Here is a 22,679-nt window from a genome sequence, read left to right on the forward strand (position 1 = left end):
TCGGCGCCGGCCTGTCCGGCGACGCGACGGCGAGTGGTGGCGACATGCGCGCCGCGCACCTGTGCGGAGGCGACAGCGGGCCCGGGAAATCCAGGTGTGGCCGACGGCCTGCCGATGGTGGACTGGGAGGCATGTCCACAAGCGATCCGCCCCGGCCGCACCGCTGGGATCTGCTGCGCCCCGACCAGCTCGGCACGCTGCTGGACGGCGTCGAACAGCCGGACCTCTGGTACCTGGACGAGCTGACGGTGTGCGCGGCGAAGGTCGTCGCCCGCTCCGGTTGCGGGGACCTGCGGTTCGTCGGACGGTCGGCGGACAGTCTCTTCGACCTGCTCGGTGGCGCGCTCGCGGAGACCTCCTGGTCGGGGCGGCTCGGTCGCCTGCCGCTGTCGTGCGCCGGCGGCACGGCGGAGCTGTCGCGGCGTGACGTGGGCCGGATGCGCGAGCATCTCGCGGCTGCCGGGGCGGCCCCGTGGGATCTGGCGCGACGGCGGCGGCCACTGGCCCTGGTCGACCTGGTCTGGGCCGGGCGCACCTTCACCACCCTGCACACGGTGCTGCGCGACTGGGTCGAGGAGTCCCGGGAGCCCCGGCCGGTCGTCCGCAGCCGGCTTCGCTGTCTGGGCATCACCGTACGCACCGGGACGAGCCCCAAGACCTGGCGCTGGCAGCAGCATCGCTCCTGGACCCGGGACCTGCCGGCGAGAGCGGTGCAGAACGTCTCCCTCGACCGGAGCGTGTGGCATCTGCTGGCAGACCAAGAGCCGAAGACCGCACCCTCCTTCCCGCCCCGGCGCTGGCACGACGACGCGGTGAGCGTGCCCGCCCGCGGGGTCGGTCCCGCGCTCGCCCTCGCCACCGCCGTCGCCCTGGTCGAGGCCGGGCGGACCGGAACGGTGCGGCGGCGTCTCGTGCGGACCTTCGCCGCGGAGCCCGCCTTCGCCGAGCCCTGGCTGCGCAGCCTCTCCCACGAACTCAAGGTCTCCCCCGAACCGGGGCCGAGGTCATCCGGTTCCCCGGCACGGAAATCCGTTCGCCGGAGAGGCAAGCGCTCTGCTTGGCTCACCCCATGAGCGATCTCCACATCCGTTGCGCCGCGCTCTCGGACATCGGCCCGGTGCTGAGCTTCTGGCGCGACGCCGCGGAAGGAACGAGCATCAGCGACGGCCACGACGGAGTGGTCCGGCTCGTCACACGAGACCCCGGGGCGCTGCTCCTGGCCGAGCAGGACGGCGAACTCGTCGGCACGGTGATCGCCGGCTTCGACGGCTGGCGCTGCCATCTCTACCGGCTCGCGGTGCACCCCGAGCGGCGGCGCCGGGGAATCGGCTCGGCGCTGCTCGCCGCCGCCGAGGAGCGCTTCGTACGGCTCGGCGGGCGGCGCGGCGACGCGATGGTGCTCACCCGCAACGAGCGGGCGGCCCACGCGTGGCGTGCGGCGGGTTACGCGCCGGAGGAGCAGTGGCGGCGCTGGGTGAAGCCACTCGCCGGCTGACACCGGCCGAGACAGGCCGGCACCGGCCGAGACAGGCCCTTTTGCTCATCCTTTACCATTGAGGGACCCTTCGGTCCGCCGCCCGCGGACCACCCGTTCTCCATGAAAGGTGTGAGCGTCCGCCCATGGGCGAGCCCCCCAGTAGTCACCGGAGTCGAGCGATCCTCCCAGCCCTGTCCGACCATGGGACGGAGGTGACCCGATGACGGAAGTGCTCCTGCTGCTGGTGGCGGTGCTGCTCTCGCTGGCCTGCGGCGCCTTCGTCGCGGCCGAGTTCTCGCTCACCACGGTCGAGCGCGGCGAGTTGGAGCGGGCGGCCGAGCGCGGCGAACGCGGGGCGCCGGGCGCCCTGAAGGCCGTACGGAACCTCACGTTCCAGCTGTCCGGCGCGCAGCTCGGCATCACCGTCACCAACCTGGTGGTCGGCATGCTCGCCGAGCCGTCGATCGCCGCGCTGATCGCCGGTCCGCTGGAGGCGCTGGGCATCTCGCGCTCGGCGGCCGCCTCCGTGGCGCTGGTGCTCGGCACCGCCCTGTCGACGGTGTTCCTCATGGTCGTCGGCGAGCTGGTGCCCAAGAACTGGGCGATCTCCTCACCGCTGGCCGTGGCCAAGCGGGTCGGCAACGCGCAGCGCTGGTTCAGCGCGGCCTTCCGCCCGTTCATCTCGCACCTGAACAACATGGCGAACCGTGTGGTGCGCCGCCTGGGCGTGGAGCCGACCGAGGAGCTGGCCGCCGCCCGCGGACCGCAGGAGCTCGCGGCGCTCGCCCGGCACTCCGCGAGGGAGGGGGCGCTGGAGGCCGACACCGCCGAGCTGTTCGTGCGCACCCTGAACCTCGCCGACCTCACCGCGGAGAACGTGATGACGCCCCGCGTGCAGGTCGTCGCCCTCGACACCCAGGCGACCTGCGAGGACGTGGCGAACGCGACACGGGCGACGGGCCTGTCCCGGTTCCCGGTCTACCGCGACAGCCTCGACTCGGTCGTGGGCACGGCGCACATCAAGGACGTGCTGGCGGTGCCCGCCGAGCGCCGGGCACGCGTGCCCGTCTCGGAGCTGATGCGCGAGCCGCTGCTGGTGCCGGAGACGCTCACCGTCGACCGGCTCCTCGACCGGCTGTCCGGCAGGCGCACGATGGCCGTGGTCATCGACGAGTACGGCGGCACCGCGGGCGTGGCCACGCTGGAGGACATCGTCGAGGAGGTCGTCGGCGAGGTGCGGGACGAGCACGACCCGCACGAGACGCCCGACCTGGCCCCGGCGGGCAGCGACGACGAGGGCCGGGCGCTGTACTCGGCCGACGGCTCGGCGCGCGTGGACCAGCTGGCGCGCGTCGGCCTGAAAGCGCCCGAGGGACCGTACGAGACGCTGGCCGGTCTCGTGGCGACGGAGCTGGGCCGCATCCCGGCCGTCGGTGACCGCGTGGAGGTCACCGGGTGGCACCTGGACGTGACGGACGCGTCCGGGCACCGGGCCGCGCGGGTGCTGCTGCACGCGCCGCTCGACGACGAGCGCGAGCAGGAGGACGAGCGATGACCGCTGTGCAGCTGCTGATCGGTCTGGCGACCCTGGTCGTCAACGCCTTCTTCGTCGGCGCCGAGTTCGCGCTGATCTCGGTGCGGCGTTCGCAGATCGAGCCGTACGCCGAGGAGGGCGACCGGCGGGCCCGGAGCGTGCTGTGGGGTCTGCAGCACGTGTCGGCGCTGCTGGCCGCCGCCCAGCTCGGCATCACCCTGTGCACACTGGTCCTGGGCGTGGTCGCGGAACCGGCGATCGCGCACCTGCTGGAACCGGTGTTCCACGCGTCGGGCGTGCCGGCGGGCGCCGGGCACGCGGTGTCCTTCGTCATCGCGCTGACGTTGGCGACGTATCTGCACATGCTGCTCGGCGAGATGGTGCCGAAGAACATCGCGCTCGCCGAGCCGGTGCGCAGCGCGCTGCTGCTCGGCCCGCCGCTGGTCACGCTGTCCCGGGCGCTGCGCCCGGTGATCTTCACGGTGAACGCCTTCGCCAACGCCCTGCTGAAGCTGCTGCGGGTCGAGGCGAAGAACGAGGTCACCGCGACGTTCTCGGACTCCGAGCTGGCCCAGATCGTCAAGGACGCCGGTGAGGCGGGCCTTATCGACGAGCGGGCCCGGGAGCGGCTGCACGACGCGCTGGAACTGGGCCGCCGCCCGGTGCGGGACGTCGTGCTCCCGCTGGAACGCGTCGTCTACGCGCGCGTGGGCGTGACGCCGGAGGAACTGGAGCGGCTGTCCGCGAAGTCCGGCTTCTCGCGCTTCCCGGTGGTGGACGGCTCCCGCCGGATCGTCGGCTACCTGCACGTGAAGGACGCCCTCGACGCCTCCCCGCGCGAGGTGCCGTTCCAGGTGGGCGACATGCGGCCCATCGCGCGGGTGCGGGAGGGCACGCCGCTGGACGACGTGCTCACCGCGATGCGGGGCAGCCGTACGCACCTGGCCGCGGTGCTCGGCGCCGACGGCCGGCTGTCCGGCCTGGTGACCATGGAGGACGTGCTGCGGCAGCTGTTCGGACAGCCGGCGTGAGCGCCCGCCGGGACCGACCGACCGGCGGGTATGGAGTCGGGATACCATCGCTGTCGCCATGCAGACGAACCCCATCTACACCAGCCTGGTCGCCGTAGGCGACTCCTTCACCGAGGGCATGTCGGACCTGCTCCCGGACGGCTCCTACCGGGGCTGGGCCGATCTCCTGGCCGCCCGGATGGCCGCGCGCACACCCGGCTTCCGGTACGCCAACCTGGCGGTGCGCGGCAAGCTGATCGGCCAGATCGTCGACGAGCAGGTTCCGGTGGCGGCGGCCATGGGGGCGGACGTGGTCACGCTGGTGGGCGGGCTCAACGACACCCTGCGGCCCAAGTGCGACATGGGGCGGGTGCGGGACCTGCTGACCGAGGCCGTGGAGCGGCTGGCCCCGTCCTGCAAGCAGCTGGTGCTGATGCGCAGCCCCGGACGGCAGGGGCCGGTGCTCGAGCGGTTCCGGCCGCGCATGGAGCAGCTGTTCGCCTGCGTCGACGAGCTGGCGGCGCGGCACGGAGCGCTGGTCGTCGACCTGTACGGCGCCCCCTCGCTCGCCGACCCGCGGCTGTGGGACGTCGACCGGCTGCACCTGACGGCCGAGGGGCACCGCCGGGTCGCGGAGGCGGTGTGGCAGACGCTCGGCCACGCGGCCGAGGACCCCGAGTGGCACACGCCCATCCCGGCGACGCCTCCGCCGGGCTGGGGCGCGCGGCGGATCGCGGACGTCCGGTTCGCCCGCCGGCATCTGCTGCCGTGGATCGGCCGCCGCCTCACCGGCCGTTCCTCGGGCGACGGCCGCGCGCCCAAGCGCCCCGAACTGCTGCCGTACGAGGGTCCGCTGCTGTAGGCGCGGCCGGTGCAGGCGCGGTACGGCGGCGAGTGACGGGCGTCTCGTAGGTTCCGCCGAACAATCCCGTGGCGCTGGCCTGCACGAATCGCCAGTAGAATCTGGACACTGTTCTACCGCCGATCACGTATCACCTGGTCAAAGGCGCTTTCTCATGGTCCACAAGGGGCCACATCTCACAATTTCTCACACAGGGGCTTTTTGATCTCCCCCATGGAAGGCGTCCCACGCCTTCGCCGCGGCCCGCATGTCCTCAACATCGACCGTGACGTATTTCCGTTTCGTGAAGTTGGCGTTCGTGTGTCCGGCCCATGCGGCAAGGATCACGTCAGGGACGCCGTTCACCGCGAGATACGACAAGCACGAGTGCCGCGCGTCGTACAGCCGCACCTGCCGCATCTCCAGCTCGCGCATGAGCCGGTACGCGTGCTCGCGTAGATGCCGCGTGTTCCTCACGATGCCCAGCTCGTCGACGACCACATACCCCGAGTCCGTGTAGCCCTCGCCCGCGGCGAGCTTCTCGCGGGCCTGGCGCGCCCGGAACTTCTTCAGCGCGTCCAGCACCGGGGCGGGCAGCGGGAGGACCCGTTCGCCGGCCGCTGTCTTGGCGTCCTTCTCCAGCACCTGCACGTTGCCGATCATCGTGCGGGTGTTGACCATCTCGAGCGTGGCCAGCTTCAGATCGAGGTCCGTCCAGCGCAGGCCGACGACCTCGGCCGGCCGCAGCCCCATGAGGGACAGCAGCAGCGGGGCGTACAGGCGGTCCCGTTCGATGCCCGCGATGAACCGCTGCACCTCGGCCACGGTCCACGGCTTGACCTTGGGCCGATCGCGCTTGTCGGCCTTCTTGTCGGCGAGGCTGACCCGTACGAACTGCGCCGGGCTCTCCGCGATCAGCTTGCGGACGACCGCGCGCTTCAGGGCTTCCTTCAGGCGGGTGAGAACGCCCTCGGCGGTGGAGACTGCGAGCCGGGTGCCGGCCTCGCCGCCCTTGCGGCGCCCCTTGGACACGATGTCGTCGATGCAGTCCTTCACCTGGTCCTCGGTGAGCTCCTGCAGGCGGACGTGCCCGATGCGGTCGTACACGTGGACCAAGGCGAGTCGGTAGGTGCGGATCGTCGTCTCCTCGACGTCGCGCCGTTTGAACTCCAGCCACTCGTCAAGCCACTCCCCCACCGTGATCTTGCTGGGGAGGATCAGGATCCCCGCGGAGCGCTGGTGCTGGATCCGGGAGCGCTCGGCGACGACCTCCTTCTTGGTGTCCTTCGTGATGGTGATCTGGATCCGCTTGCCGTTCTCGTCGCGGCCGGCGTCGACCACGGTGCGGTAACGGGTCTTGCCGTTCTGCAGCGTGACCTTCTTGATCTCGGCCATACCCCTCCTCTCAGGCAGCGGCCGACTGGGCCCCTACTCGTCGCCACCCTTGGTCCGTTTCACGACCCACTCGGTGCGCTCAACAAGTCGCCCCTCGGTGTCGTAAACGGAGATGCCAGTCCGGTCGATCTCCATGCGCCCCTTGCCCTCGAACTTCGCCAGCTTCGCAACGGAGGCGGTCAGGATCTCGTTGTACTGGTCGTCCAGCGGGCTTCGGGCCCACGCGGGCGTCGAGTCGACACGGAAGCGCAGCAGTTCGCCGTACCGGTCACCCTCATCCCGGACCATCAAGGGCTTCTGCCCCTCAGCCCACTCCCAGGCCGCCCGAGCGTCGACGGCGCCAGCACCGGTGACCTCTACCGGGGTATTGGCGGTTTCCGTCCACGGAAGCAGCAGGGACTTCGGGGATACACGCAGGGCCTGCGCAAGCGCCGCAAGGTCGTCGACATCCACTCGCCGTACCTGCTTCGGCTCCTCCGCGCCCGGCGCGAGCGTGCGGCCGTTCTCGATCTTGTTCAGGGCGTCCGCGCTCAGCGGGTGCCCAACTTGCTCCAGCTCGGCCGATAGCGCGCGAAGGCTCATGCCCCGCGCGGTGCGCAGCCGCCTGACGTTGTCGGCCACAGTGCGTGCCGTAGCACCCATTCAGTTCACCCTGTCTTCAGAGTCCCGCATCTGTCGATGTTTTCCAGAAGTTGCCTGGATAGTTGCGACAGAGGCCACCGGTCAGCTAGCGTCTGCACTATCCCGGAAGTTACTGGGATATCGCAAGTCTTGCATGGAAAATCAAGACAAGGAGCGGCTGTGTCCAGGACCAGCACCGCTGACTGCAGGACCGAGCGGCAGGACGAGTGGCTGACTCCGAGGGAGGCCTCGGCACTCACGAAGCTCAGCCTGCAGACGCTGGCCAACCACCGATACCTGAAGATCGGCATCCCGTACACGAAGCTCAGCTCCGGGCGCGCCGGCCGAGTGAGGTACCGGCGCAGCGACGTTGAGCGCTACCTGAACTCCCAGGCGGTTGCCTGATGCCCACGAAGAAGGTCGAGCAGCCGACGCTCGCCGAGGTCAAGAAGTGGCCCGCGACGGTCAACGTCCCCCGCGCAGCTCTCGCTCTCGGCTGCAGCAGGTCGCAGCTCTACGAGCTGATCAAGCGCGGCGAGGCGCCGGTACGAACGCTTTCGTTCGGCTCCCGGCACGTCGTGATCACCGCGTCTCTCGTCGCCCTCCTGGAGGCCGCCTGACACGCGGAACGGCCCTGCTGTCGGCGGTACCAGCGCCAGCAGCAGGGCCTTGAGAAGCCCACATCCGACCGAACAAGCCGACGGCCGCGCGGGACTGCCATCCCATAGTGCGCGGCCGTGAAGGGAGCTTCATGAACCAGCGTACGGGCACACCGCCCGACCAGACCACATCCCACGACGAGGCCGAGGCCGAGCGCACCGCGCTGTACCGGTGCTTCGACGCCGACGAGGACCTTCTGTACGTCGGGATCACCAAGGACCCCGCACAGCGCTGGGAGCAGCACCGCAACAAGCCGAGGTGGCGGGACGTCGCCGTGCGCGTTGTCGAGTGGTACGACAACCGGGCCGCGGCTGAGAGCGCGGAGCGCAAGGCGATCCAGAACGAGGGCCCCCGCTACAACGTGCAGCACAATCGGCGGCCTGCCGCGCCGGCGGTCCTCGAGGCGCTCGCCGCGCCGAAGCGGAGCCACCGGACCTTGGCGGACCTGTACCCGGACGGGATCAGTGACGCGCAGGCCCGGCGCATCGTGACGCTGCTCAACCTGCCGCAGCAGATCCGTGAGCGCGAGGCCCGCTCATGACCGCCCGCACGGCCCACGGCCGCCCTCGCCTGATCAACGGCACCAGGCAGGGGCCCGCCGTGCACACGCGCTACCGGCTGCGCCTCCGCGTCGACCACCGCGGCTTCGTACAGCCCCGCTCGGCCGACGACCCCAAGGGGTTCATGCCCCAGTACCAGCCCGGCACAGTCGTCGAGATCGACACCGGGCAGGGCCGCGTACTCCTGGACTACGACGCCGTGTGCATCGCCGAGCAGGTCGCCCACTGCGCGGCCGTCCATCTGGTCAGCTCGGCCGCGAACGGCAGCCGGCCGCACATCCAGAACGGCGCGGCCCACAACGCGGACGGCGTGCTGCACCTGCTGCACCTGGCCATCGAGCGTGTGGCGTCCCACAGAGGCGCGCCAGCGTGCTGAACCTCCCTCACTTCCGCTGCTCCCGCCGCCGGGCGGGAGCGCAGGCACATCCCCCGGAGCGCGACGAGTGAACGACGAGCAGCAGCCACTCACCGCAGACCCTCAGGTCGTGCGGGACTGGCTGACGCACCTGTACAGCGGATGCCCCGGCTTGATCAGCGTGTGCTCGGACGCCGACGGATGGGCCGGTCGACGGTTCACCACCGACGAGGCTGGCATCGCGGCCGCCGTCGAGTACGCCATGAAGCTGGACCAGCGCGGGGCGAAGGGCATCTACGCCCAGACCACGACGCTCCGCGAGCACCCGACCAAGGGCCGCGGCGGCGAGGATCTGGCGTATGGCCTCACGCACCTGTGGGCAGACGGCGACTACGGCACCATCGGGCACAAGCCCAGCCCCGACGACCTCCCCGCGCCGCCGAACGCCGACGCGGTGGCGAAGGTCGTTGCCGAGTCCCCGTTGCCCTCCCCGTCCGGGTGGGCGCGCACGGGCGGCGGCTACAACCCCGCGTGGTTGCTTGCCGCGAACTACGTCATCCGTAACGACGAGGACCGGGCGCGGGTCAAGGAAGTGACGACCGGGCTGCAGGCGATCCTCGCCGCGCAGGCGTACCAGCACGGCTGGTCGTGGGACAGCGAAGTCGGCAACCTCGACCGGCTCATGAAGATCCCCGGCACGGTCAACCGCAAGGAGGGACTGGAGCGGCCTACCGGTCTCCACCCCGGCACCGGCGAGGTGTTCGAGCTCGCCGAGCTCGCCGAGCTCGTGTCGCGTCTTGCCCCCGCCGCGCGGGAATTGCTGCAGCAGGCGGCCCGCGAGAAGCAGGAGCGCAAGGCGCAGCGGACCGGCGCCACGCTCCCGCCCCCGCGGCGGGAGCGCCCTTCAGGGCTTCACAGTGGCGACGGCCCCCTCGACGTCCTGGCGGACACGCTGGAGTTCCGCGATGTCTTGGAGCCCGTCGGCTTCACGTACGTCGGTCAGAACAGTGACGGTCGGCAGAAGTGGCTTCGGCCTACCGCCGGAGGTGACCGGCCGAGCAGCGCCTACAGCCTGCTCTGCGACGACCACGTTGCCGTCAACTGGTCCGAGCGCTCGGACCTCCCCGTCGGGGCGCAGCCGTCCGGGCAGAAGCTCACGGTCGGCACGCTGTACGCCCACCTCCACTACGCCGGGAACACCTCGGAGGCCGCGCGCGACATCATGCGCGCCGCCGCCGGCAAGGCCGCGCGCGGACACGCGGGGCGCCTGCCTGCGTCCGTCCTGGCGGAGGTGAAGCGGCGGTGCCTGACAGACAACGGCGACGCCGAAAAACTGCGTGCGGCGCTCGTTGACGACCCGTGGGACGGCCCGCAGGACGAACCCCCGGCGGACGTCGACGAGGCGCCCGACGCCCCCGCGGACCGGCTCCCGGACAGCCTCTGGAACACCACCCCCACCATGAGCCAGATCCGGCAGATGGCCCAGGCGCGCCGCGCCAACCCCGACGCCGTCCTTCACGCCGTCCTCGCCCGCACCGCAGCCATGGCCGACCCCACCGTCCGCGTCGACAGCGGCATCCACCAGCCCGCAACCCTCGGCTGGTACTGCGGACTGTTCGGCCCGTCCGGCGCTGGCAAGGGCCAGGCCGAGAACACCGCCGAGGAACTTACTCCGTTCCCCAACATCAACCTCGCCTACATCGACATCTCGACCGGGCAGGGCGTCATCGCCGCCTACCTCGACCTCGACGTCGACCCCGAAGACGGCGACGGGAAGAAGAAGGTTCTCGTACAGACGAGGACCCGCGGCTACGCCCTCGCCACCGAAGGCAGCGTTCTCGACGCGATGGCGCAGATGTCCGCCGCCGCGACCCTCAACGGCGTCCTGTGCAAGGCATGGATGAGCGAGCGGCAGGGCACTTCCAATGCCGAGGTCGAGCGCCGTCGGGTCCTGCCCAAGGGCTCCTACACGCTGTCGATGTCGCTCGGTGTGCAAGAGGAACCCGCGGCGAAGTTGCTGGAGATGGGGTCCATCGGCCTGCCCCAGCGCCTCGCTTGGGCACACGCCACCCTCGGCCCCGACACTCCGAAGGAGCGGCCGGCGACTACGGGGCCCGTCACCGTCACCACCCGAGACGGATCCGAGACCCCCGTCACCACGTGGGTGGCCTACCTCCGCAACCTGACCATTCCGGTGCCCAAGCACGTCACCGAGGAGCTCGACGAACTCGCGCTCGCGATCTCGTTCGGGCGCGGCGCTGAGGCCCCTCTCGACACGCACGAGCCGCTGTGGCGGCTGAAGTGCGCTGCGCTCCTCGCTCTCCTGCACGGCCGGACCGCCGTCACGGACGAGGACTGGGACATGGCCAGGGTGATGTGGCAGACCTCGCGGAGCGTCCGCGACCGCGTGCAGGAAGCCGCGAAGCGGCGCACGCAGGCCGAGTTGGACGCGCGCCGTGCCGAGGCCGTCCTGACGGCTGTGGAATCTCAGGCAGCGGTGTACGAGGTCGTACACGGCGTGCATCCGTCCGTCGTGAACGTGGCCAAGCGCGCCCATCGGTACCTCACACGCCACGCCGGCGAGATCCCGGCGCGCGACGTCAGCCGGGCGTGCGTAGCGAAGACGGACCGCGAGAAGTACCGGGCGTCCGGCGAGGACGGCTCGCTGTGGACGGCCGCGCTCCAGTACGGCGCCGAACAGGGCTGGCTGGTGCCGTTGCAGGGCGGCCTGCTGGCTGCTGGCTCGGTTGCTCCGGAGCGGTCGTGATTACGGGGCGTGCTGTCGGAACGTCGGAAGTGTCGGAACGAACTTTCCGACAGCCCCCCGCCCTAAAAACAGACATCACTAGACAAATCTCTCTAGATGAGAATCGCGGATCGCGCGAAGCCGCAGGTCGCCTCGCGAACCCCTGTCGGAAGTTCCGTTTCCGACACCCAAAGTTCCGACACCACGGAGAGTCACAACCACCGGAGGACACCATGAAGACCGGATACGAACGCGCCGTCGCAGCCGACCCCCGACTCCGCGCCCTCGCCGACCTCGTCACCGCCCTCTGCCAGTTCGTCCGCCCCGCCGACACCATGTGCGGCGGCTGCGCCTGGGAGAACCTCGTCAAGCCCCTCGCCACGCCCCTGATCGGCTGGGAACGCGGCTACCGACCCGAGCCCGCCAAGGACCCCACCCCCGACGGCGGATGGCGCCTGTACACCAGCCGTGACCTCACCGCTGCATTGGAGGCCGCCGAGCGGGAGCGCACGCCGGCCAGCACCGCCACCGAGCAGTGGCTGCGCACCTCGCAGGCGTGGGACGCGTACTGCGGCGAGCTGATCCGCCGCCTCAACGACGCCGACCCGGCGCACGGTCACGGCATCTGCCGGTACGGCCGCACCCCCGCGTTGAGCCGGGAGGCATCGTGACCGAGCCGACGAGCCACGTCGAGCAGCAGGTAGCGGCCCGCATCGCAGCGGCCCGCGCCAAGGTCCAGGCGGCGAAGCAGCGCCGTGACGAACTGGGCGCCGCACGCCGGCGCGGCCTCGCCGCCCGGCACGCGAACAAGCTGCGCCGCCTCGCTGAGGCCGAGCACCGCCAGGACGACGAGCAGCCGGACGACGACCACCAGCTCCCGGCCGCCAACCCGAGCGGCCGGCAACCCGAAGGAGAACCGCAATGACCCTGACCATCATCGCCCTGCAGGCCGCGGCCGCCGCCGCGTGGACCGTGGAAGCCGTCCGCGGCTGGCGCCACAGCCGCACGTCCCCACGGGCGCGAGCAGCCGCCAGCCGCGCCAGGACGACCGCACCCTCGGCCGTCTCGGGCGGCGGCCGGGCGCTCTCGACTGAGAGAGTCAGGCTGGCAGATGCGAGGCGTTAGCGGCTCGGCTCCTCGCATCTGCGGCCTGTTTGTTGGGATGGCGTCGGGTTGGTTGGTTGGCCGGTTGGAAGGGGTGGTTCGTGTGGGGCGGTTGCGGAAGGCAGCTGCGGCGTGGGCTGAGGTGCGGTCCGGCGTGATGGACACCGCAGGCGTGGGGTGTCTGGTGACGTCGGCTGCGTTGTGGTCGCCGATTGCGGGGTTCGCGGCGGCGGGGTTGGGGTTGATGCTGTTGTCGTGGTGGCTGGAGCAGGGGTCGCGTGGGTGAGCGGGCGGCATCATGCGGCGGGGGCGCGGCCGGTTGAGCTGGGGATTCCTGCGTTTGTGGTTGAGGCGCGGGAGGTGTTGCGGTGTCGGGCGGATCCTGACGCGTACTTCGCGCAGGGGGTGCGGCCGGAGGTGGCGCGTGGGTTGTGTGCGGGGTGTCCGTGTCTGGCGGAGTGTGCGTCGTATGCGTTGGGGCGGCCGGAGTTGTGGGGGGTGTGGGGCGGAATGACTCGTCGTGAGCGTGAGGTTCTGCGGCGGCGGGCGGCGGCCTCGTAGCGGGGCGCCGATGGGTGGGCGCGAGTGCCCACCCCAGTAGTGGAGAAGTCCTGGGCGTACCTCTGTTCGTCTGGTTGCTGGTAGTTGAGATCAAGGAGTGACGGTCATGGTGAAGGTCAGCGAGGAGCAGGTGCGGCAGGCTGAGGTGCGGGCCGCGGAGGCGGAGGAGTCCCGGGTTCAGGCGGCGCGGAAGTTGGAGTTGTCGCCGTACAGCGATGTGGCGGCGCTGGAGCACGGTGAGGCGTCGCGTCTGGCTGCGCAGTTGGCAGCGAACGCGCGGGAGTTGCGGCAGGCGTTCGAGGAGCAGGTCGCGGAGGAGCGGCGGCGGTCGTCGCGGCCGGAGCTGGAGAAGGCTGCGGCCGGCGAGATCGAGGCGGCGGGCGTGGCGCTGGCGGAGCGGGAGCGGGGGATCGTCGAGGCGCTGGAGCGGGCGCAGGAGGCCCTTGTGGGCGTCTTGGCGGCGGGTGAGGCGTACAACGCGGTGGTGCAGGCTCAGGCGGATGCTCTGGCCGGTGTGGGGCTGGATGTGCGCGGGGGTGAGTCGGGTGGGGACCGAACGTCGTTGAACCGGTTCCGGGTCAAGGTGAAGGGCCGGATGTTCGAGGAGTTGGACGCGGCCGCGCTGGGGGCGTGGGTGTTGTGGCGGGTGGTGGAGGCTCGTGCGGGGCGGTTCCATCCGTTGGCGTCGGGGCTGGAGTGGACGGCGCGGGCGGCTGCGTTGGAGGCGCCGGTGCTGTCGGGGGTGTCGGCCGTGGAGCAGTCGCGGCATCCGCGGTTGGCGGATGCGTTTCAGGCGGTGGTGCGGCTGCGTCGTTGAGTGGCTTGTCGGTGGGTGGCGTCCGGTCTTCCCTGTGGGGTGGGCCGGACGTTCGGCGTTTCGGGGCGTGTTGGGTGCACGCGTTGCGGGTGGTCGGGACTGCGGCGCTGTTGCAGAAGGGTGCTGGCGGGTCTGCGGAATCCACTCCTTCTGACCGACGATAAGGAAGGTTATCGAGGGCTAGACTTGGGGCATGGGAGCCACCATCCACGCGCACAGCGCGGAACAGTTCGCGGGCAAGCTGCGCCAGACCGATGACGGCCGCAGGATCCTCGCCTCGTACCGCGACCTCATCGCTGATCGAAACGCTCGCCCCTACGTCGACGCCATCGCCCAGCCGTACAGCGGGTGGAGTGATGGACAAGTCGCAGCCCTTGCCAGGGTCGACGCACTCGTTGCCTCCGGAGCGGTCCGCAAAGTCCGTGTCCCCGTCGACGCCACGCCCGGCCGCGACCGGGACCGCGCGGGCAACCTGGGGAAGCTGACCAGGGGTCTGCCTCCGGAGTTCTCCGCTGAGGTCTACGAGGGACTCAGCCATGACGGCGACGGCCTGCTGTCCTGGTCCCCCGAGGCGCCGATGCCCTGGACTGACGGCCGCAGCGAGTTCAGCGAGCCACTGAGCGCCTGGCACTCCTGGGCACCTCTTGAGATCGGGCACACCGACGCCTCCCGCACTGTGCTTCATCTGGCGCAGACCGGAATCGTGGCGCGCTGGCCGTACCGGTCCGAGGACGTGTGGGTGTTCAGCTTCGCCTCGTACGAGGCGTGGGCCGACTGGGGCATCGGATCGCGGGCGGTGCGGGCATGAGCGGCGAAGTGGTACCGGCCGGGGTGTCCGACCTCGAGTTGTCCGCGGACCTTGAGCTGTCCGCCGGCGCCCGGGAACGTATCCGGCAGTCTGTGCCGCCCAACACCGCCCGGGCCTACGGGCGTCAGCTCGACAGGTTCACCGCCTGGTGTGCCGACCATCGCGTCCGCTGCCTGCCCGCCGGGCCCGCGACGCTCGCCGAGTACGTCAACCACCTGTGCGACCTCGGGTTGGCCCCGTCGAGTATCGAGCAAGCCATCGCCGCGGTCCGTACCGCTCACCGGGTCAGCGGGCACAAGGGCCAGCCGGACACCGAGGCCGCGTTGCGGGTCCTCAAGGCGTACCGCAGGCAGCGGGCCGAGGGCGGGCAGGGCAAGCGGCAGGCGCCGCCGGTGACCTTGGATCCGCTGCGCGCGATGGTCACGGCCGCCGACCCGAGCACGCTCGCCGGGCGGCGGGACCGTGCGCTGTTGGTCCTCGGGTTCGCGATGATGGCCCGCCGGTCGGAGCTTGCGGCGCTCCGCATCGGCGACCTGGTGTTCGGTGACGATGGGTTGACGGTGACGGTGCGGATGTCGAAGACGGACCAGGAGGCGCGCGGGACGACGGTGCAGATTCCGCACGGCGTGCACCCGGATACCGACCCGGTGCGGGTGACTCGGGCGTGGCTGGCGGCGCTCGCCGAGCTTGGGGTGACTGACGGGCCGTTGCTGCGCCGGGTGAACCGGTGGGATCAGGTGCAGCCGGGCGGTCTGTCTGGTGCTGCGGTGAATGAGCGGGTGCGGGTCCTGGCGCGGCGTGCGGGTCTGGACGGTGCGGACGCGTTCACCGCGCACGGGTTGCGGGCCGGCGGGCCGACGGAGGCGGCGAAGGCGGGTCATCCGGTGTCGTTCATCGCGACGCATGGTCGCTGGTCGAAGAACAGTCCGCAGGTGTTGGAGTACATCCGGCCGGTGGACCGGTGGCGTGACAACCCGATGCGGGGTATCGGTCTGTGACGTCCCGGTAGGCGAGGGGCTCTCGGCATGGTCCGGGGGCCCTTTGTCGTGTCCGGACAACGTATGGCGGTGTGCAGATTTTCCGGTGCTGCATGGTGATATGCAGGAAGGGTTCCGGTCTGCACGGCCAAATGCGAGACATCTTCCGTCGTTTGCGCAGGTTGCGCCGTAAAATCTGCACATGGATGATGTGACTGTGCACGATGCTGCGCCCCTCGATCTGCCCCTGTCTCGTAGGAAGTCGGCCAGGGAACGGGCCGCTGCCATGGTCGCCTTTGGCGCAAGCTCGACAATCGCGGGCCGCGCCCTGGGCGTGGACCCCAGCACGGTTCGGCGGTGGCGGCAGGCGCCTGACTTCCGGGGCGAGGTGGCGCAGTTGCGGATGCGGCTGGTCGGCCACGACCCGGTGGGCGCGTTTGTGTCGCTGTCCGGCCGTTCGGCGGGCGGGGAGCAGGGGGCCGGCCGGTGAGCCGGGGCCGCCGCCGTGAGCGGTCCAAGCCGAGCACGACCCTCACGCTCGTGGAGGGCGAGGGCGCCGGTCTCACGCTGACGATCATCGGGCTCTCCGACGAGGACGTTGCCGAGGCGCGGCGGCAGGTCGCGGCCGGGAATCTCGGCCATGACCTGGTGCTGCGCATCGTGGCCGCGCTGATCGAGGCGTGCGGCGTCGATATCGACGCCTATGAGTGGACCGGGCCGGAGTACGTGGCGCTGCTGGAGATGCTGGGCATGCCGCCCTTCCGGTGGTCGCCGGCCGAGGATGCCGAGCTGGCGCGGCTGCTCGCCGACGGGGTGGGGGGCGAGCGTGGGTAACGACATTGAGATCCGCGTCCGGGTAGCGAATCAGACGGCGGCTGGGCTGGCGTCGCTGAGTCAGTCGATGAACCGTCTGCGGGATTCGGCGCGGGATGCTGGCCGGGGCTTGGATGGGTTTGCGCGGAGGGCGGCGGTTGCGTCGGTCTCGCTGCGGGAGTTGAAGGACTCGACGCAGGACACCTCGCGCGCGCTCGCTGAGCTGCGGGCGGCGTCTGATGTGCGGCTCACGGCCCGGTTCGACGGGGACGCTGCGCAGATCACTGCGGCGGCCCGCTCGATGCGGGATCTCCGCGACGACGCCCAACGCTCCGGCACCGCCCTCACCTCGCTCACCACGCGCGCCACGGCGGCGGCCGCCGCCCTCAACAGCTTGCAGCAGCAGGCCCAGGACGCCTCGCGTGCGCTGCGGACTCTCCGCGGCCGGGCTGCGGCGGCTGCCGCGTCCATGGGGGATCTGGCCGCGTCCACGACGCTCGCGTCGAACGGCCTGCGCTCCTTCAACGTTCGGACGCAGACGGCGCACAACCGGCTCGACGGGCTCGGCGACCGCACTCGGCAGTTGCGATCGGACACGGACGACCTCGACGGCAGCATGCGCCGCCTCACCACCACTATGGGCGGCCTGCGCGGCAGCAACGGCCGCCTGACGGTGGCGACGAACGATGCCGGCCGGGGCGTGGACGGGCTGCGGAAGGCGGCGCTGATGCTGTCTCCGGCGCTGATCCCGATCGCTGCTGCTGCGGTCCCGATTGTGGCGAACGTGGGCGCGGCGGGTGCGGCGGTGGGCGCGTTCGGGCTGGCGATCGCGGGCCAGTTGGTGGCGGTGAAGAACGCCTCCGACGCGCAGCAGAAGTACTCGGATGCGGTGAAGAAGCACGGTGCTGCCAGCAAGGAGGCGTCGCAGGCGGAAGCCCTGTACCTGGAGCAGGTGCAGGGTATGGATCCGGCTACCCGTCGGGCGGCTGCCGCCCTCAGCGTGCTGAAGGACCAGTACAAGCAGTGGTCGAAGTCCCTGGCCGGGGACACGATGCCCGTGTTCACGAAGGGCCTGGCTGTCGTGGGTGCGCTGCTGCCGAAGTTGACGCCGGCGGTGAAGGGTGCGTCGGCGGAGCTGGATCGGTTCATGACGATCCTGGCGGGCGGTGTGCAGTCGGGCGGGTTCTCGAAGTTCATGGACTCGTTCGCGACGTTCGCGACGGGCGCCCTGTCGAAGGCGAACGACGCGCTGGTGCATTTCATGCGCACCATGTCCGGCGGCGCGGGCTCCGGGAAGCTCGGCGAGTTCATGGCCTACGTCCGCAAGGCCGGTCCGCAGGTCGGGGAAACCCTGCTGCACCTGTCCGAAGCGCTGGTGCATGTGGTGGCGGCCGCGTCGGACACCGGCCTGTCGATGCTGACGTTCGTGAACGCGATCGCGAAGCTGGTCGACGCGATCCCGTCCGGGGTGCTGTCGACGTTCCTGCAGTTCGCGGTCGCGCTGAAGGCGGTGAAGCTGGCCGCGGCCGGTATGGCGGCCTTGGGCGGTCTGTCGAGTGTGGCGACGGCGATCGGTGCGATGCGGACGGCGGCGGCCGGCGCGTCGGGTCCGCTGGCCAGCTTGTCGGCGGCTTTTGGGACGTTGTCGCGTAGCGCGAAGGTCGCGCTGGTCGGGACGGGGATCGGCCTGCTGGTGATCGCCCTGTCGCGGCTGTCGGACATCGGGAAGAAGGCGCCGCCGGACATCGACCGGATGACGACGGCGATGGCCAAGCTCGGTGACACCGGGAAGGTGACGGGCGAGGCGGCCCGCGTTTTCGGCAAGGACCTGAGCGGGCTTGGTGACAGCCTGCGCACGCTGGCTCGCCCGTCCAACCTCGACAAGACGCAGCAGTTCCTCACGTCGCTGGTCGGCATGGACTCCACGCCGGTGAAGAAGGCGAAGGAGGACTTCGACAGCATCGACAAATCCCTCGCCAGCCTGGTGAAGGGAGGCAAGGCCGACCTTGCGAAGCAGGCCCTTGAGGACACGATCAAGTCCCTGAAGAAGCAGGGCTACACCGCCAAGGAGGTGACGAGCCAGCTTGACGACTACAAGTCCGCGCTGGCGGACCAGGCGCTGGAAGCGAAGCTCACCGCGGAGAGCCAGGGCCTGTTCGGGCAGGCGGCGCTGTCCACGCAGGCCAAGCTCAACGCGCAGAAGCAGACGGCCGATGGGCTGAGGCAGAGCATCATCGCTCTCAACGACGTCAACCGGGCTGCGCTCGGCGGGATGATCGGCTTCGAGGCGAGCATCGACGCGGCGGCGAAGGCCGCGCGGGAGAACGCCGGCTCGCTGAAGATGGTGAACGGCGAGCTGGACGTGAACAGCCCGAAGGCGCAGGCCGCGGCGACGGCGCTGTCCGATCTCGCGGCCAAGACGGACGATGCCACGTCGAAGGCGCTGGACGCGCACAAGCCGTGGGAGCGGGTCAACGAGATCTACTCGCGGGGTCGCGGGAGCCTGGTCAGGTACGCGAAGCAGATGGGGCTCACCTCGGAGCAGGCCGAGGCGTTCGCGAAGTCGGTGTTGAAGATCCCGACGGGTAAGGAGCTGCGCCTGCAGATGCGCAAGGAGGACGCTCAGCGCGGCCTTGAGGAGTTCAACGCGGCGGTGAAGCGGACGCCGGGCTCGAAGAGCGTCACGATCAAGACCCTGTCGAAGGCCGCGGAGTCGATCCTTGAGGCCGTCGGCTACAAGGTCACCCACCTGCCCAACGGCAAGGTCAAGGTCAGCGCGACCGGCGGCGCCCTCAGCGCCATCCACAACATCGCCGCCGCCCTCAACGCCCTGAACGGCAAGACTGCCACCACCTACGTGAAGACCGTAAAGATCGGCGGCTCGTACGGCAACAAGCAGGTCCCCCTCTCCGCCAGCGGTGGTCTGCTGCGGCGGGCTGGCGGCGGGCCAGTGCAGCACTTCGACGCCGGCGGCTACGTGCAGGGCCCCGGCTCGGGCACCAGCGACAGCATCTACGCCACGTTCGCGTCCGGCGCCGAGTCGATGGTGTCCAACACCGAGTACGTGATCAAGGCCGCCGCGGTCCGCAAGTACGGCGTGAAGTTCATGGACGCGCTCAACGCCGGCCGCCTGCCCGTCGCCCGCCTGGCGAAGGGCGGCAAGGTCTCCAAGCAGGCCAAGGCCGAGCAGCAGGCCCGGCACGACGCCATGGGCGACCTGACCGTCTCCCACTTCGGCCAGTACGCGGGCTACCAGCGCAGCGAGTTCGGGTCGTCGCTCGCGAAGCCGGACAGCATCGGCGCGCTGGTCAACGCCCTGAATCAGTGGCGCGGCATCATCATGAAGGCCACCCACGGCAGCACCGAGTCGAAGCTGCTGAAGCAGCTCGACGCGACGGGCAAGCAGCTGCTGAAGTACGAGAAGCAGCTCAACACGGTCACCAAGAGCCTGGAGAAGGCGAAGGACAAGCTCAACAGCCTGAAGGACGCCGCGGCGCAGCTTGCCGGGTCGGTGAAGGGCAACCTGATCTCCTCGGCGAACATCACCAAGGGCGCGTCGGGTGAGGGCCCGGTCACCCTGTCGTCGATCAAGTCCGGCATGGTCGCCAGCAGGGACAAGGTTGTCGCCTTCGCCTCGGCGTTGAAGCAGCTCAAGGCCAAGGGCTTCAGCAAGACGATCATCCAGCAGGTGGCCGAAGCAGGCATCGACGGCGGCGGCCTGGAGACGGCCGGCGCGCTGCTGCAGGCGTCTGCGTCCGAGGTGCAGACGATCAACCAGATGCAGGGGCAGATCGAGAAGGCCGCCGGCAGCGCGGGGAAGACGACCGCGGACGCCGTGTACGGGCAGGCGATCAAGGAGCAGACGAAGCAGGTCAAGAAGCTGGAGCACTCGCAGGAGAAGCTCCGCAAGTCCATGGACAAGCTGGCCAAGGCCATGGAGAAGCAGATCGAGGCCGCGTTCGGGAAGAAGGCTGCGGGCGGCATCGTCGGCGCGGCCGCGTCGGGCGGGATCCGCTCCCGGCTGACGTGGGTGGGCGAGCAGGGGCCGGAGCTGCTGGATCTGCCGGCGGGGTCGCGGGTGTGGTCGAACGCGGACAGCAGGCGGAAGGCGGCGGCGCCGTGGGCGTCGATGCTGAACACCCCCCACCGCTCGTCGGCGCCTGCCTCGGCGTCTGCTCGGCAGCAGGAGGTGAAGGTCGTGTTGGAGATCCGCGCGGGTGACAGCGGCCGCTACTCGGCCTTCCTGGTGGACGAGCTGCGCAAGGCGGTCCGGTCGCGGGGTTCCATCGAGGCGGCGCTGCAGCCGCCGCGCGGTCGGTAGCGGGCCAGCCCGCTTCCCTCGCATGGAGCGGCCCCGGTCGGGACAGAGGATCCGACCGGGGCCGCGCTGTGCCCCGCCCGCCCCCAAGAACTCACGGGGGTACGGGGACGGGCGGGAGTCTGTCAGAGGCGGCCGGGGACGCGGGCCAGGACGCGCACGGCGCCCGCGCCCGGCCTGAGCAGCCCCACGTGCGCGCGGTGCGCCCAGATGGGCCACCCCGGGCCCGAGTTGGCCATCGTGTGGCCGACATAGACGGCGTCGTCCGGATCCTCGACCGGCTCGTCGCAGGCGCGGCACACGCGCACCAGGGCGGTCACTGGCCCTCACCGCCGAGCGCCTCGAAGTGGTCGCACAGCGCGGCGACCACGCGGGCCAGACGGCGGGCGTGCGCCGCGCTGGCATGCGGCGCCTCCGGGACCGGCAGCCGCACCTTGCGGCGGGCCTCGCCGAGACAGGCGAGCGCGCAATACCGCGGGATGTGCTCCTTCGGCAGGCGATCCGTGATGGCCTGCACCTCGGGGATCATCAGGTTGATGTGCCCGCGCAGCTGCAGCGTCACCGTCTCCAGCTCGCCGGCGGCCAGCGGGTCGGCGTTCTCGGCGAGCAGACGGCGCACCACGGAGCGCATCACGTCCACGTCTGGCGGCCGCTGCTCCCGCTCCGCTGTCACGTCTTCTGTCGCTGTACGTGCACGTCCCGTAGTCACACCGCGATGATGAGTGTGCAAGGTCGGACGCAACTAGGCCGTGGCGTGGCCATCGGTGGCCACGTTGCGGCCATGGCCGGGGACGGGCGCGATGACACTCCAGACTGGACGCATGGGCCGCAACGACGCCTTGAGAGCCGCGCGCCTGCGGGTCGGCTGGCGCACCGCCGAGCAGGCCGCGGCCAAGCTGACCGAGCACGGCCAGCAGCTCCTCGACGACCGCCAGTTCACCGTGTCCGCCCGCACCTGGCGCCGCTGGGAAGGCGAGCGGCCGGGCTGGCCGTCGGAAGAGACCGCGATCGTCCTGCACGACGCGCTCGGCCGCTGGCCCGAAGACCTCGGATTCACCACCCCGCCCGGCTGGATCCGCCCCGAGCACCACGAGGAGGCCGATGTGAAGCGCCGTGCGTTCGTGTCCGTCACCGCCGCCGCGCTCGTCGCCGGCCCCGTGGCGCCGCAGCACGTCGACCCTGCCCTCATCGACTACTTCCAGCAGCAGCTGGAGGGTCATTACCGGGCGGACATGTTCCTCGGCCCGCACGACCTGATCGGCACGGTGTCGGCTCAGTACCAGCTCATCGACAAGCTGGTCCGCTCGGCGAAGGGCGAGACGAGGCGCGGCCTGCTGCGGGTCGGGGCGGCCTACGCGGCGCTCGTCGGCTGGCTGTACCAGGACGCCGGCGACCTGGACGGCGCGCACTTCTGGCGTGGCGTCACGCAGGAGATAGCGATGCGGTCGCGGGACCCGCACCTGATCGGCTACTCGCTGGTGAACCAGGCGCAGGTGCGGACGGATCTCGGCGACGGGCCCGCGGTCATCGACCTGTGCGGGGCGGCCCTTGAGGACTCGGACCGGCTGGCGCCGAAGGTTCGGGTGATGGCGATGCAGCAGCAGGCGCACGGTGCGAGCCTGACCCGGGACCGTACGTCGGTGGACCGGCTCCTCGACGAGGCCGGCGGGCTGCTCGGGCGTGTGGACGATGACCTGCCGTGGGGCAACGCGTGCCGTCGGACGCCCGGCTATCTGGAGGTGCAGCGGGCCACCTGCTACGGGCGGCTCGGTCTCGGCGCGGAAGCTGTGGCGCTGTGGTCGCAGGTCCTCGATGTGGTGCCGCAGACCGCGCGCCGGGACCGCGGCGTGTACCTGGCGCGGCACGCCACAGCGGCGGCAGGAGCGGGCGAACCGGAGCAGGCGTTGGAGATTGCCCGCACGGTCGCTGATATCGCCGTAGAGACCCGCTCAGCGCGTATGCGGAGGGAGTTGGTGACCCTTCAGCGGGCTATGCGGCCGTGGCAGGATGCTCCGGTTGGCCGGGACCTTGCCGAGGTTCTGGCGCCCGTGACCGAGGGGAGCTGACGTGGCAGAGGTACCG

General features: G+C 70.7%; 24 protein-coding genes. 20 read left to right on the top strand and 4 right to left on the bottom strand.

Features of this window, described 5'->3' with window-relative positions; translation table 11 throughout:
* Nucleotides 1-131: 131 nt before the first annotated feature.
* The 5 genes from AB0G63_RS23095 to AB0G63_RS23115 all read left to right on the top strand — a co-directional run bounded on the left by AB0G63_RS23095 (nucleotide 132) and on the right by AB0G63_RS23115 (nucleotide 4,883).
* Nucleotides 132-1,073 (top strand): hypothetical protein, encoded by a 942-nt coding sequence (locus tag AB0G63_RS23095; RefSeq protein WP_360753287.1) that lies wholly within the window; start codon nucleotides 132-134, stop codon nucleotides 1,071-1,073.
* Nucleotides 1,070-1,495: a GNAT family N-acetyltransferase gene (locus AB0G63_RS23100; protein WP_360753290.1), complete on the top strand. Its 426-nt coding sequence runs from the start codon at nucleotides 1,070-1,072 to the stop codon at nucleotides 1,493-1,495. Before AB0G63_RS23095 ends, AB0G63_RS23100 begins: the two co-directional genes overlap by 4 nt.
* Nucleotides 1,496-1,697: 202 nt before the next feature.
* Nucleotides 1,698-3,032, top strand: coding sequence for a hemolysin family protein (locus AB0G63_RS23105; RefSeq protein WP_360753293.1), 1,335 nt, complete (start codon nucleotides 1,698-1,700; stop codon nucleotides 3,030-3,032).
* Nucleotides 3,029-4,042, top strand: coding sequence for a hemolysin family protein (locus AB0G63_RS23110; protein ID WP_360753295.1), 1,014 nt, complete (start codon nucleotides 3,029-3,031; stop codon nucleotides 4,040-4,042). Before AB0G63_RS23105 ends, AB0G63_RS23110 begins: the two co-directional genes overlap by 4 nt.
* A 58-nt stretch (nucleotides 4,043-4,100) precedes the next feature.
* Entirely contained in the window at nucleotides 4,101-4,883 is a 783-nt protein-coding gene (locus tag AB0G63_RS23115; RefSeq protein ID WP_360753298.1) for an SGNH/GDSL hydrolase family protein, read from the top strand.
* A 186-nt stretch (nucleotides 4,884-5,069) separates the two neighbouring features.
* Here the strand turns inward: AB0G63_RS23115 and AB0G63_RS23120 are convergent, their stop codons facing one another.
* Both AB0G63_RS23120 and AB0G63_RS23125 read right to left on the bottom strand, forming a co-directional pair.
* Nucleotides 5,070-6,257 (bottom strand): tyrosine-type recombinase/integrase, encoded by a 1,188-nt coding sequence (locus tag AB0G63_RS23120; RefSeq protein WP_360753301.1) that lies wholly within the window; start codon nucleotides 6,255-6,257, stop codon nucleotides 5,070-5,072.
* Between the two features lie 33 nt (nucleotides 6,258-6,290).
* Entirely contained in the window at nucleotides 6,291-6,878 is a 588-nt protein-coding gene (locus AB0G63_RS23125; RefSeq protein WP_360753304.1) for a helix-turn-helix transcriptional regulator, read from the bottom strand.
* Nucleotides 6,879-7,058: 180 nt separating this feature from the next.
* On the opposite strand from AB0G63_RS23125, the gene AB0G63_RS23130 reads away from it, so the two are divergent.
* The 14 genes from AB0G63_RS23130 to AB0G63_RS23195 all read left to right on the top strand — a co-directional run bounded on the left by AB0G63_RS23130 (nucleotide 7,059) and on the right by AB0G63_RS23195 (nucleotide 20,600).
* Nucleotides 7,059-7,283 (top strand): helix-turn-helix domain-containing protein, encoded by a 225-nt coding sequence (locus AB0G63_RS23130; RefSeq protein WP_360753307.1) that lies wholly within the window; start codon nucleotides 7,059-7,061, stop codon nucleotides 7,281-7,283.
* Nucleotides 7,283-7,498 carry a DNA-binding protein gene (locus AB0G63_RS23135; RefSeq protein WP_360753310.1) on the top strand — a complete coding sequence of 72 codons (216 nt, stop codon included), beginning with the start codon at nucleotides 7,283-7,285 and terminating at the stop codon, nucleotides 7,496-7,498. The genes AB0G63_RS23130 and AB0G63_RS23135 overlap by 1 nt, the downstream gene beginning before the upstream one ends.
* 131 nt (nucleotides 7,499-7,629) lie before the next feature.
* Nucleotides 7,630-8,079 carry a GIY-YIG nuclease family protein gene (locus AB0G63_RS23140; RefSeq protein ID WP_360753313.1) on the top strand — a complete coding sequence of 150 codons (450 nt, stop codon included), beginning with the start codon at nucleotides 7,630-7,632 and terminating at the stop codon, nucleotides 8,077-8,079.
* On the top strand, nucleotides 8,076-8,474 hold the full coding sequence (locus AB0G63_RS23145) for a hypothetical protein (protein WP_360753315.1): 399 nt from the start codon (nucleotides 8,076-8,078) through the stop codon (nucleotides 8,472-8,474). The genes AB0G63_RS23140 and AB0G63_RS23145 overlap by 4 nt, the downstream gene beginning before the upstream one ends.
* Before the next feature lie 67 nt (nucleotides 8,475-8,541).
* Entirely contained in the window at nucleotides 8,542-11,220 is a 2,679-nt protein-coding gene (locus AB0G63_RS23150; protein ID WP_360753318.1) for a hypothetical protein, read from the top strand.
* A 212-nt stretch (nucleotides 11,221-11,432) separates the two neighbouring features.
* Nucleotides 11,433-11,870: a hypothetical protein gene (locus tag AB0G63_RS23155; RefSeq protein ID WP_360753321.1), complete on the top strand. Its 438-nt coding sequence runs from the start codon at nucleotides 11,433-11,435 to the stop codon at nucleotides 11,868-11,870.
* Nucleotides 11,867-12,124 carry a hypothetical protein gene (locus AB0G63_RS23160; RefSeq protein ID WP_360753324.1) on the top strand — a complete coding sequence of 86 codons (258 nt, stop codon included), beginning with the start codon at nucleotides 11,867-11,869 and terminating at the stop codon, nucleotides 12,122-12,124. The genes AB0G63_RS23155 and AB0G63_RS23160 overlap by 4 nt, the downstream gene beginning before the upstream one ends.
* Before the next feature lie 539 nt (nucleotides 12,125-12,663).
* A complete protein-coding gene (locus tag AB0G63_RS23165) occupies nucleotides 12,664-12,864 on the top strand; it encodes a WhiB family transcriptional regulator (RefSeq protein ID WP_360753453.1) in 201 nt (66 codons plus the stop codon).
* A 106-nt stretch (nucleotides 12,865-12,970) separates the two neighbouring features.
* Nucleotides 12,971-13,681 carry a hypothetical protein gene (locus tag AB0G63_RS23170; RefSeq protein WP_360753327.1) on the top strand — a complete coding sequence of 237 codons (711 nt, stop codon included), beginning with the start codon at nucleotides 12,971-12,973 and terminating at the stop codon, nucleotides 13,679-13,681.
* Between the two features lie 193 nt (nucleotides 13,682-13,874).
* Nucleotides 13,875-14,489, top strand: coding sequence for a hypothetical protein (locus AB0G63_RS23175; RefSeq protein WP_360753330.1), 615 nt, complete (start codon nucleotides 13,875-13,877; stop codon nucleotides 14,487-14,489).
* Nucleotides 14,486-15,487 (top strand): tyrosine-type recombinase/integrase, encoded by a 1,002-nt coding sequence (locus AB0G63_RS23180; RefSeq protein ID WP_360753333.1) that lies wholly within the window; start codon nucleotides 14,486-14,488, stop codon nucleotides 15,485-15,487. Before AB0G63_RS23175 ends, AB0G63_RS23180 begins: the two co-directional genes overlap by 4 nt.
* A 181-nt stretch (nucleotides 15,488-15,668) precedes the next feature.
* A complete protein-coding gene (locus AB0G63_RS23185) occupies nucleotides 15,669-15,956 on the top strand; it encodes a hypothetical protein (RefSeq protein ID WP_360753335.1) in 288 nt (95 codons plus the stop codon).
* A gap of 50 nt (nucleotides 15,957-16,006) precedes the next feature.
* Entirely contained in the window at nucleotides 16,007-16,300 is a 294-nt protein-coding gene (locus AB0G63_RS23190) for a hypothetical protein (RefSeq protein ID WP_360753338.1), read from the top strand.
* Entirely contained in the window at nucleotides 16,293-20,600 is a 4,308-nt protein-coding gene (locus AB0G63_RS23195) for a phage tail protein (RefSeq protein ID WP_360753340.1), read from the top strand. Before AB0G63_RS23190 ends, AB0G63_RS23195 begins: the two co-directional genes overlap by 8 nt.
* Nucleotides 20,601-20,722: 122 nt before the next feature.
* Here AB0G63_RS23195 and AB0G63_RS23200 read toward each other — a convergent pair whose 3' ends face one another.
* The gene (locus tag AB0G63_RS23200; RefSeq protein ID WP_360753343.1) at nucleotides 20,723-20,917 is read right to left on the bottom strand and encodes a hypothetical protein; all 195 of its coding nucleotides are present in this window, start codon (nucleotides 20,915-20,917) and stop codon (nucleotides 20,723-20,725) included.
* Nucleotides 20,914-21,270: a DUF6415 family natural product biosynthesis protein gene (locus tag AB0G63_RS23205; protein ID WP_360753346.1), complete on the bottom strand. Its 357-nt coding sequence runs from the start codon at nucleotides 21,268-21,270 to the stop codon at nucleotides 20,914-20,916. Before AB0G63_RS23205 ends, AB0G63_RS23200 begins: the two co-directional genes overlap by 4 nt.
* Before the next feature lie 127 nt (nucleotides 21,271-21,397).
* Between AB0G63_RS23205 and AB0G63_RS23210 the strand changes: the two genes are divergently transcribed.
* Nucleotides 21,398-22,663, top strand: a complete 1,266-nt coding sequence (locus AB0G63_RS23210) for a Twin-arginine translocation pathway signal (protein WP_360753349.1) — start codon at nucleotides 21,398-21,400, stop codon at nucleotides 22,661-22,663.
* Nucleotides 22,664-22,679 lie beyond the last annotated feature (16 nt).

Source organism: Streptomyces sp. NPDC020996 (assembly GCF_040641355.1).
In the GTDB taxonomy this organism is placed as follows: domain Bacteria; phylum Actinomycetota; class Actinomycetes; order Streptomycetales; family Streptomycetaceae; genus Streptomyces.

What these genes read in the sequence shown, in the direction of transcription:
- AB0G63_RS23185 (WP_360753335.1), top strand. Translation starts at nt 15,669, where the DNA reads ATGGATGATGTGACTGTGCACGATGCTGCGCCCCTCGATCTGCCCCTG.
- AB0G63_RS23110 (WP_360753295.1), top strand. Translation starts at nt 3,029, where the DNA reads ATGACCGCTGTGCAGCTGCTGATCGGTCTGGCGACCCTGGTCGTCAAC.
- AB0G63_RS23175 (WP_360753330.1), top strand. Translation starts at nt 13,875, where the DNA reads ATGGGAGCCACCATCCACGCGCACAGCGCGGAACAGTTCGCGGGCAAG.
- AB0G63_RS23155 (WP_360753321.1), top strand. Translation starts at nt 11,433, where the DNA reads ATGAAGACCGGATACGAACGCGCCGTCGCAGCCGACCCCCGACTCCGC.
- AB0G63_RS23105 (WP_360753293.1), top strand. Translation starts at nt 1,698, where the DNA reads ATGACGGAAGTGCTCCTGCTGCTGGTGGCGGTGCTGCTCTCGCTGGCC.
- AB0G63_RS23210 (WP_360753349.1), top strand. Translation starts at nt 21,398, where the DNA reads ATGACACTCCAGACTGGACGCATGGGCCGCAACGACGCCTTGAGAGCC.
- AB0G63_RS23115 (WP_360753298.1), top strand. Translation starts at nt 4,101, where the DNA reads ATGCAGACGAACCCCATCTACACCAGCCTGGTCGCCGTAGGCGACTCC.
- AB0G63_RS23135 (WP_360753310.1), top strand. Translation starts at nt 7,283, where the DNA reads ATGCCCACGAAGAAGGTCGAGCAGCCGACGCTCGCCGAGGTCAAGAAG.
- AB0G63_RS23180 (WP_360753333.1), top strand. Translation starts at nt 14,486, where the DNA reads ATGAGCGGCGAAGTGGTACCGGCCGGGGTGTCCGACCTCGAGTTGTCC.
- AB0G63_RS23170 (WP_360753327.1), top strand. Translation starts at nt 12,971, where the DNA reads ATGGTGAAGGTCAGCGAGGAGCAGGTGCGGCAGGCTGAGGTGCGGGCC.
- AB0G63_RS23100 (WP_360753290.1), top strand. Translation starts at nt 1,070, where the DNA reads ATGAGCGATCTCCACATCCGTTGCGCCGCGCTCTCGGACATCGGCCCG.
- AB0G63_RS23140 (WP_360753313.1), top strand. Translation starts at nt 7,630, where the DNA reads ATGAACCAGCGTACGGGCACACCGCCCGACCAGACCACATCCCACGAC.
- AB0G63_RS23145 (WP_360753315.1), top strand. Translation starts at nt 8,076, where the DNA reads ATGACCGCCCGCACGGCCCACGGCCGCCCTCGCCTGATCAACGGCACC.
- AB0G63_RS23120 (WP_360753301.1), bottom strand. Translation starts at nt 6,257, where the DNA reads ATGGCCGAGATCAAGAAGGTCACGCTGCAGAACGGCAAGACCCGTTAC.
- AB0G63_RS23095 (WP_360753287.1), top strand. Translation starts at nt 132, where the DNA reads ATGTCCACAAGCGATCCGCCCCGGCCGCACCGCTGGGATCTGCTGCGC.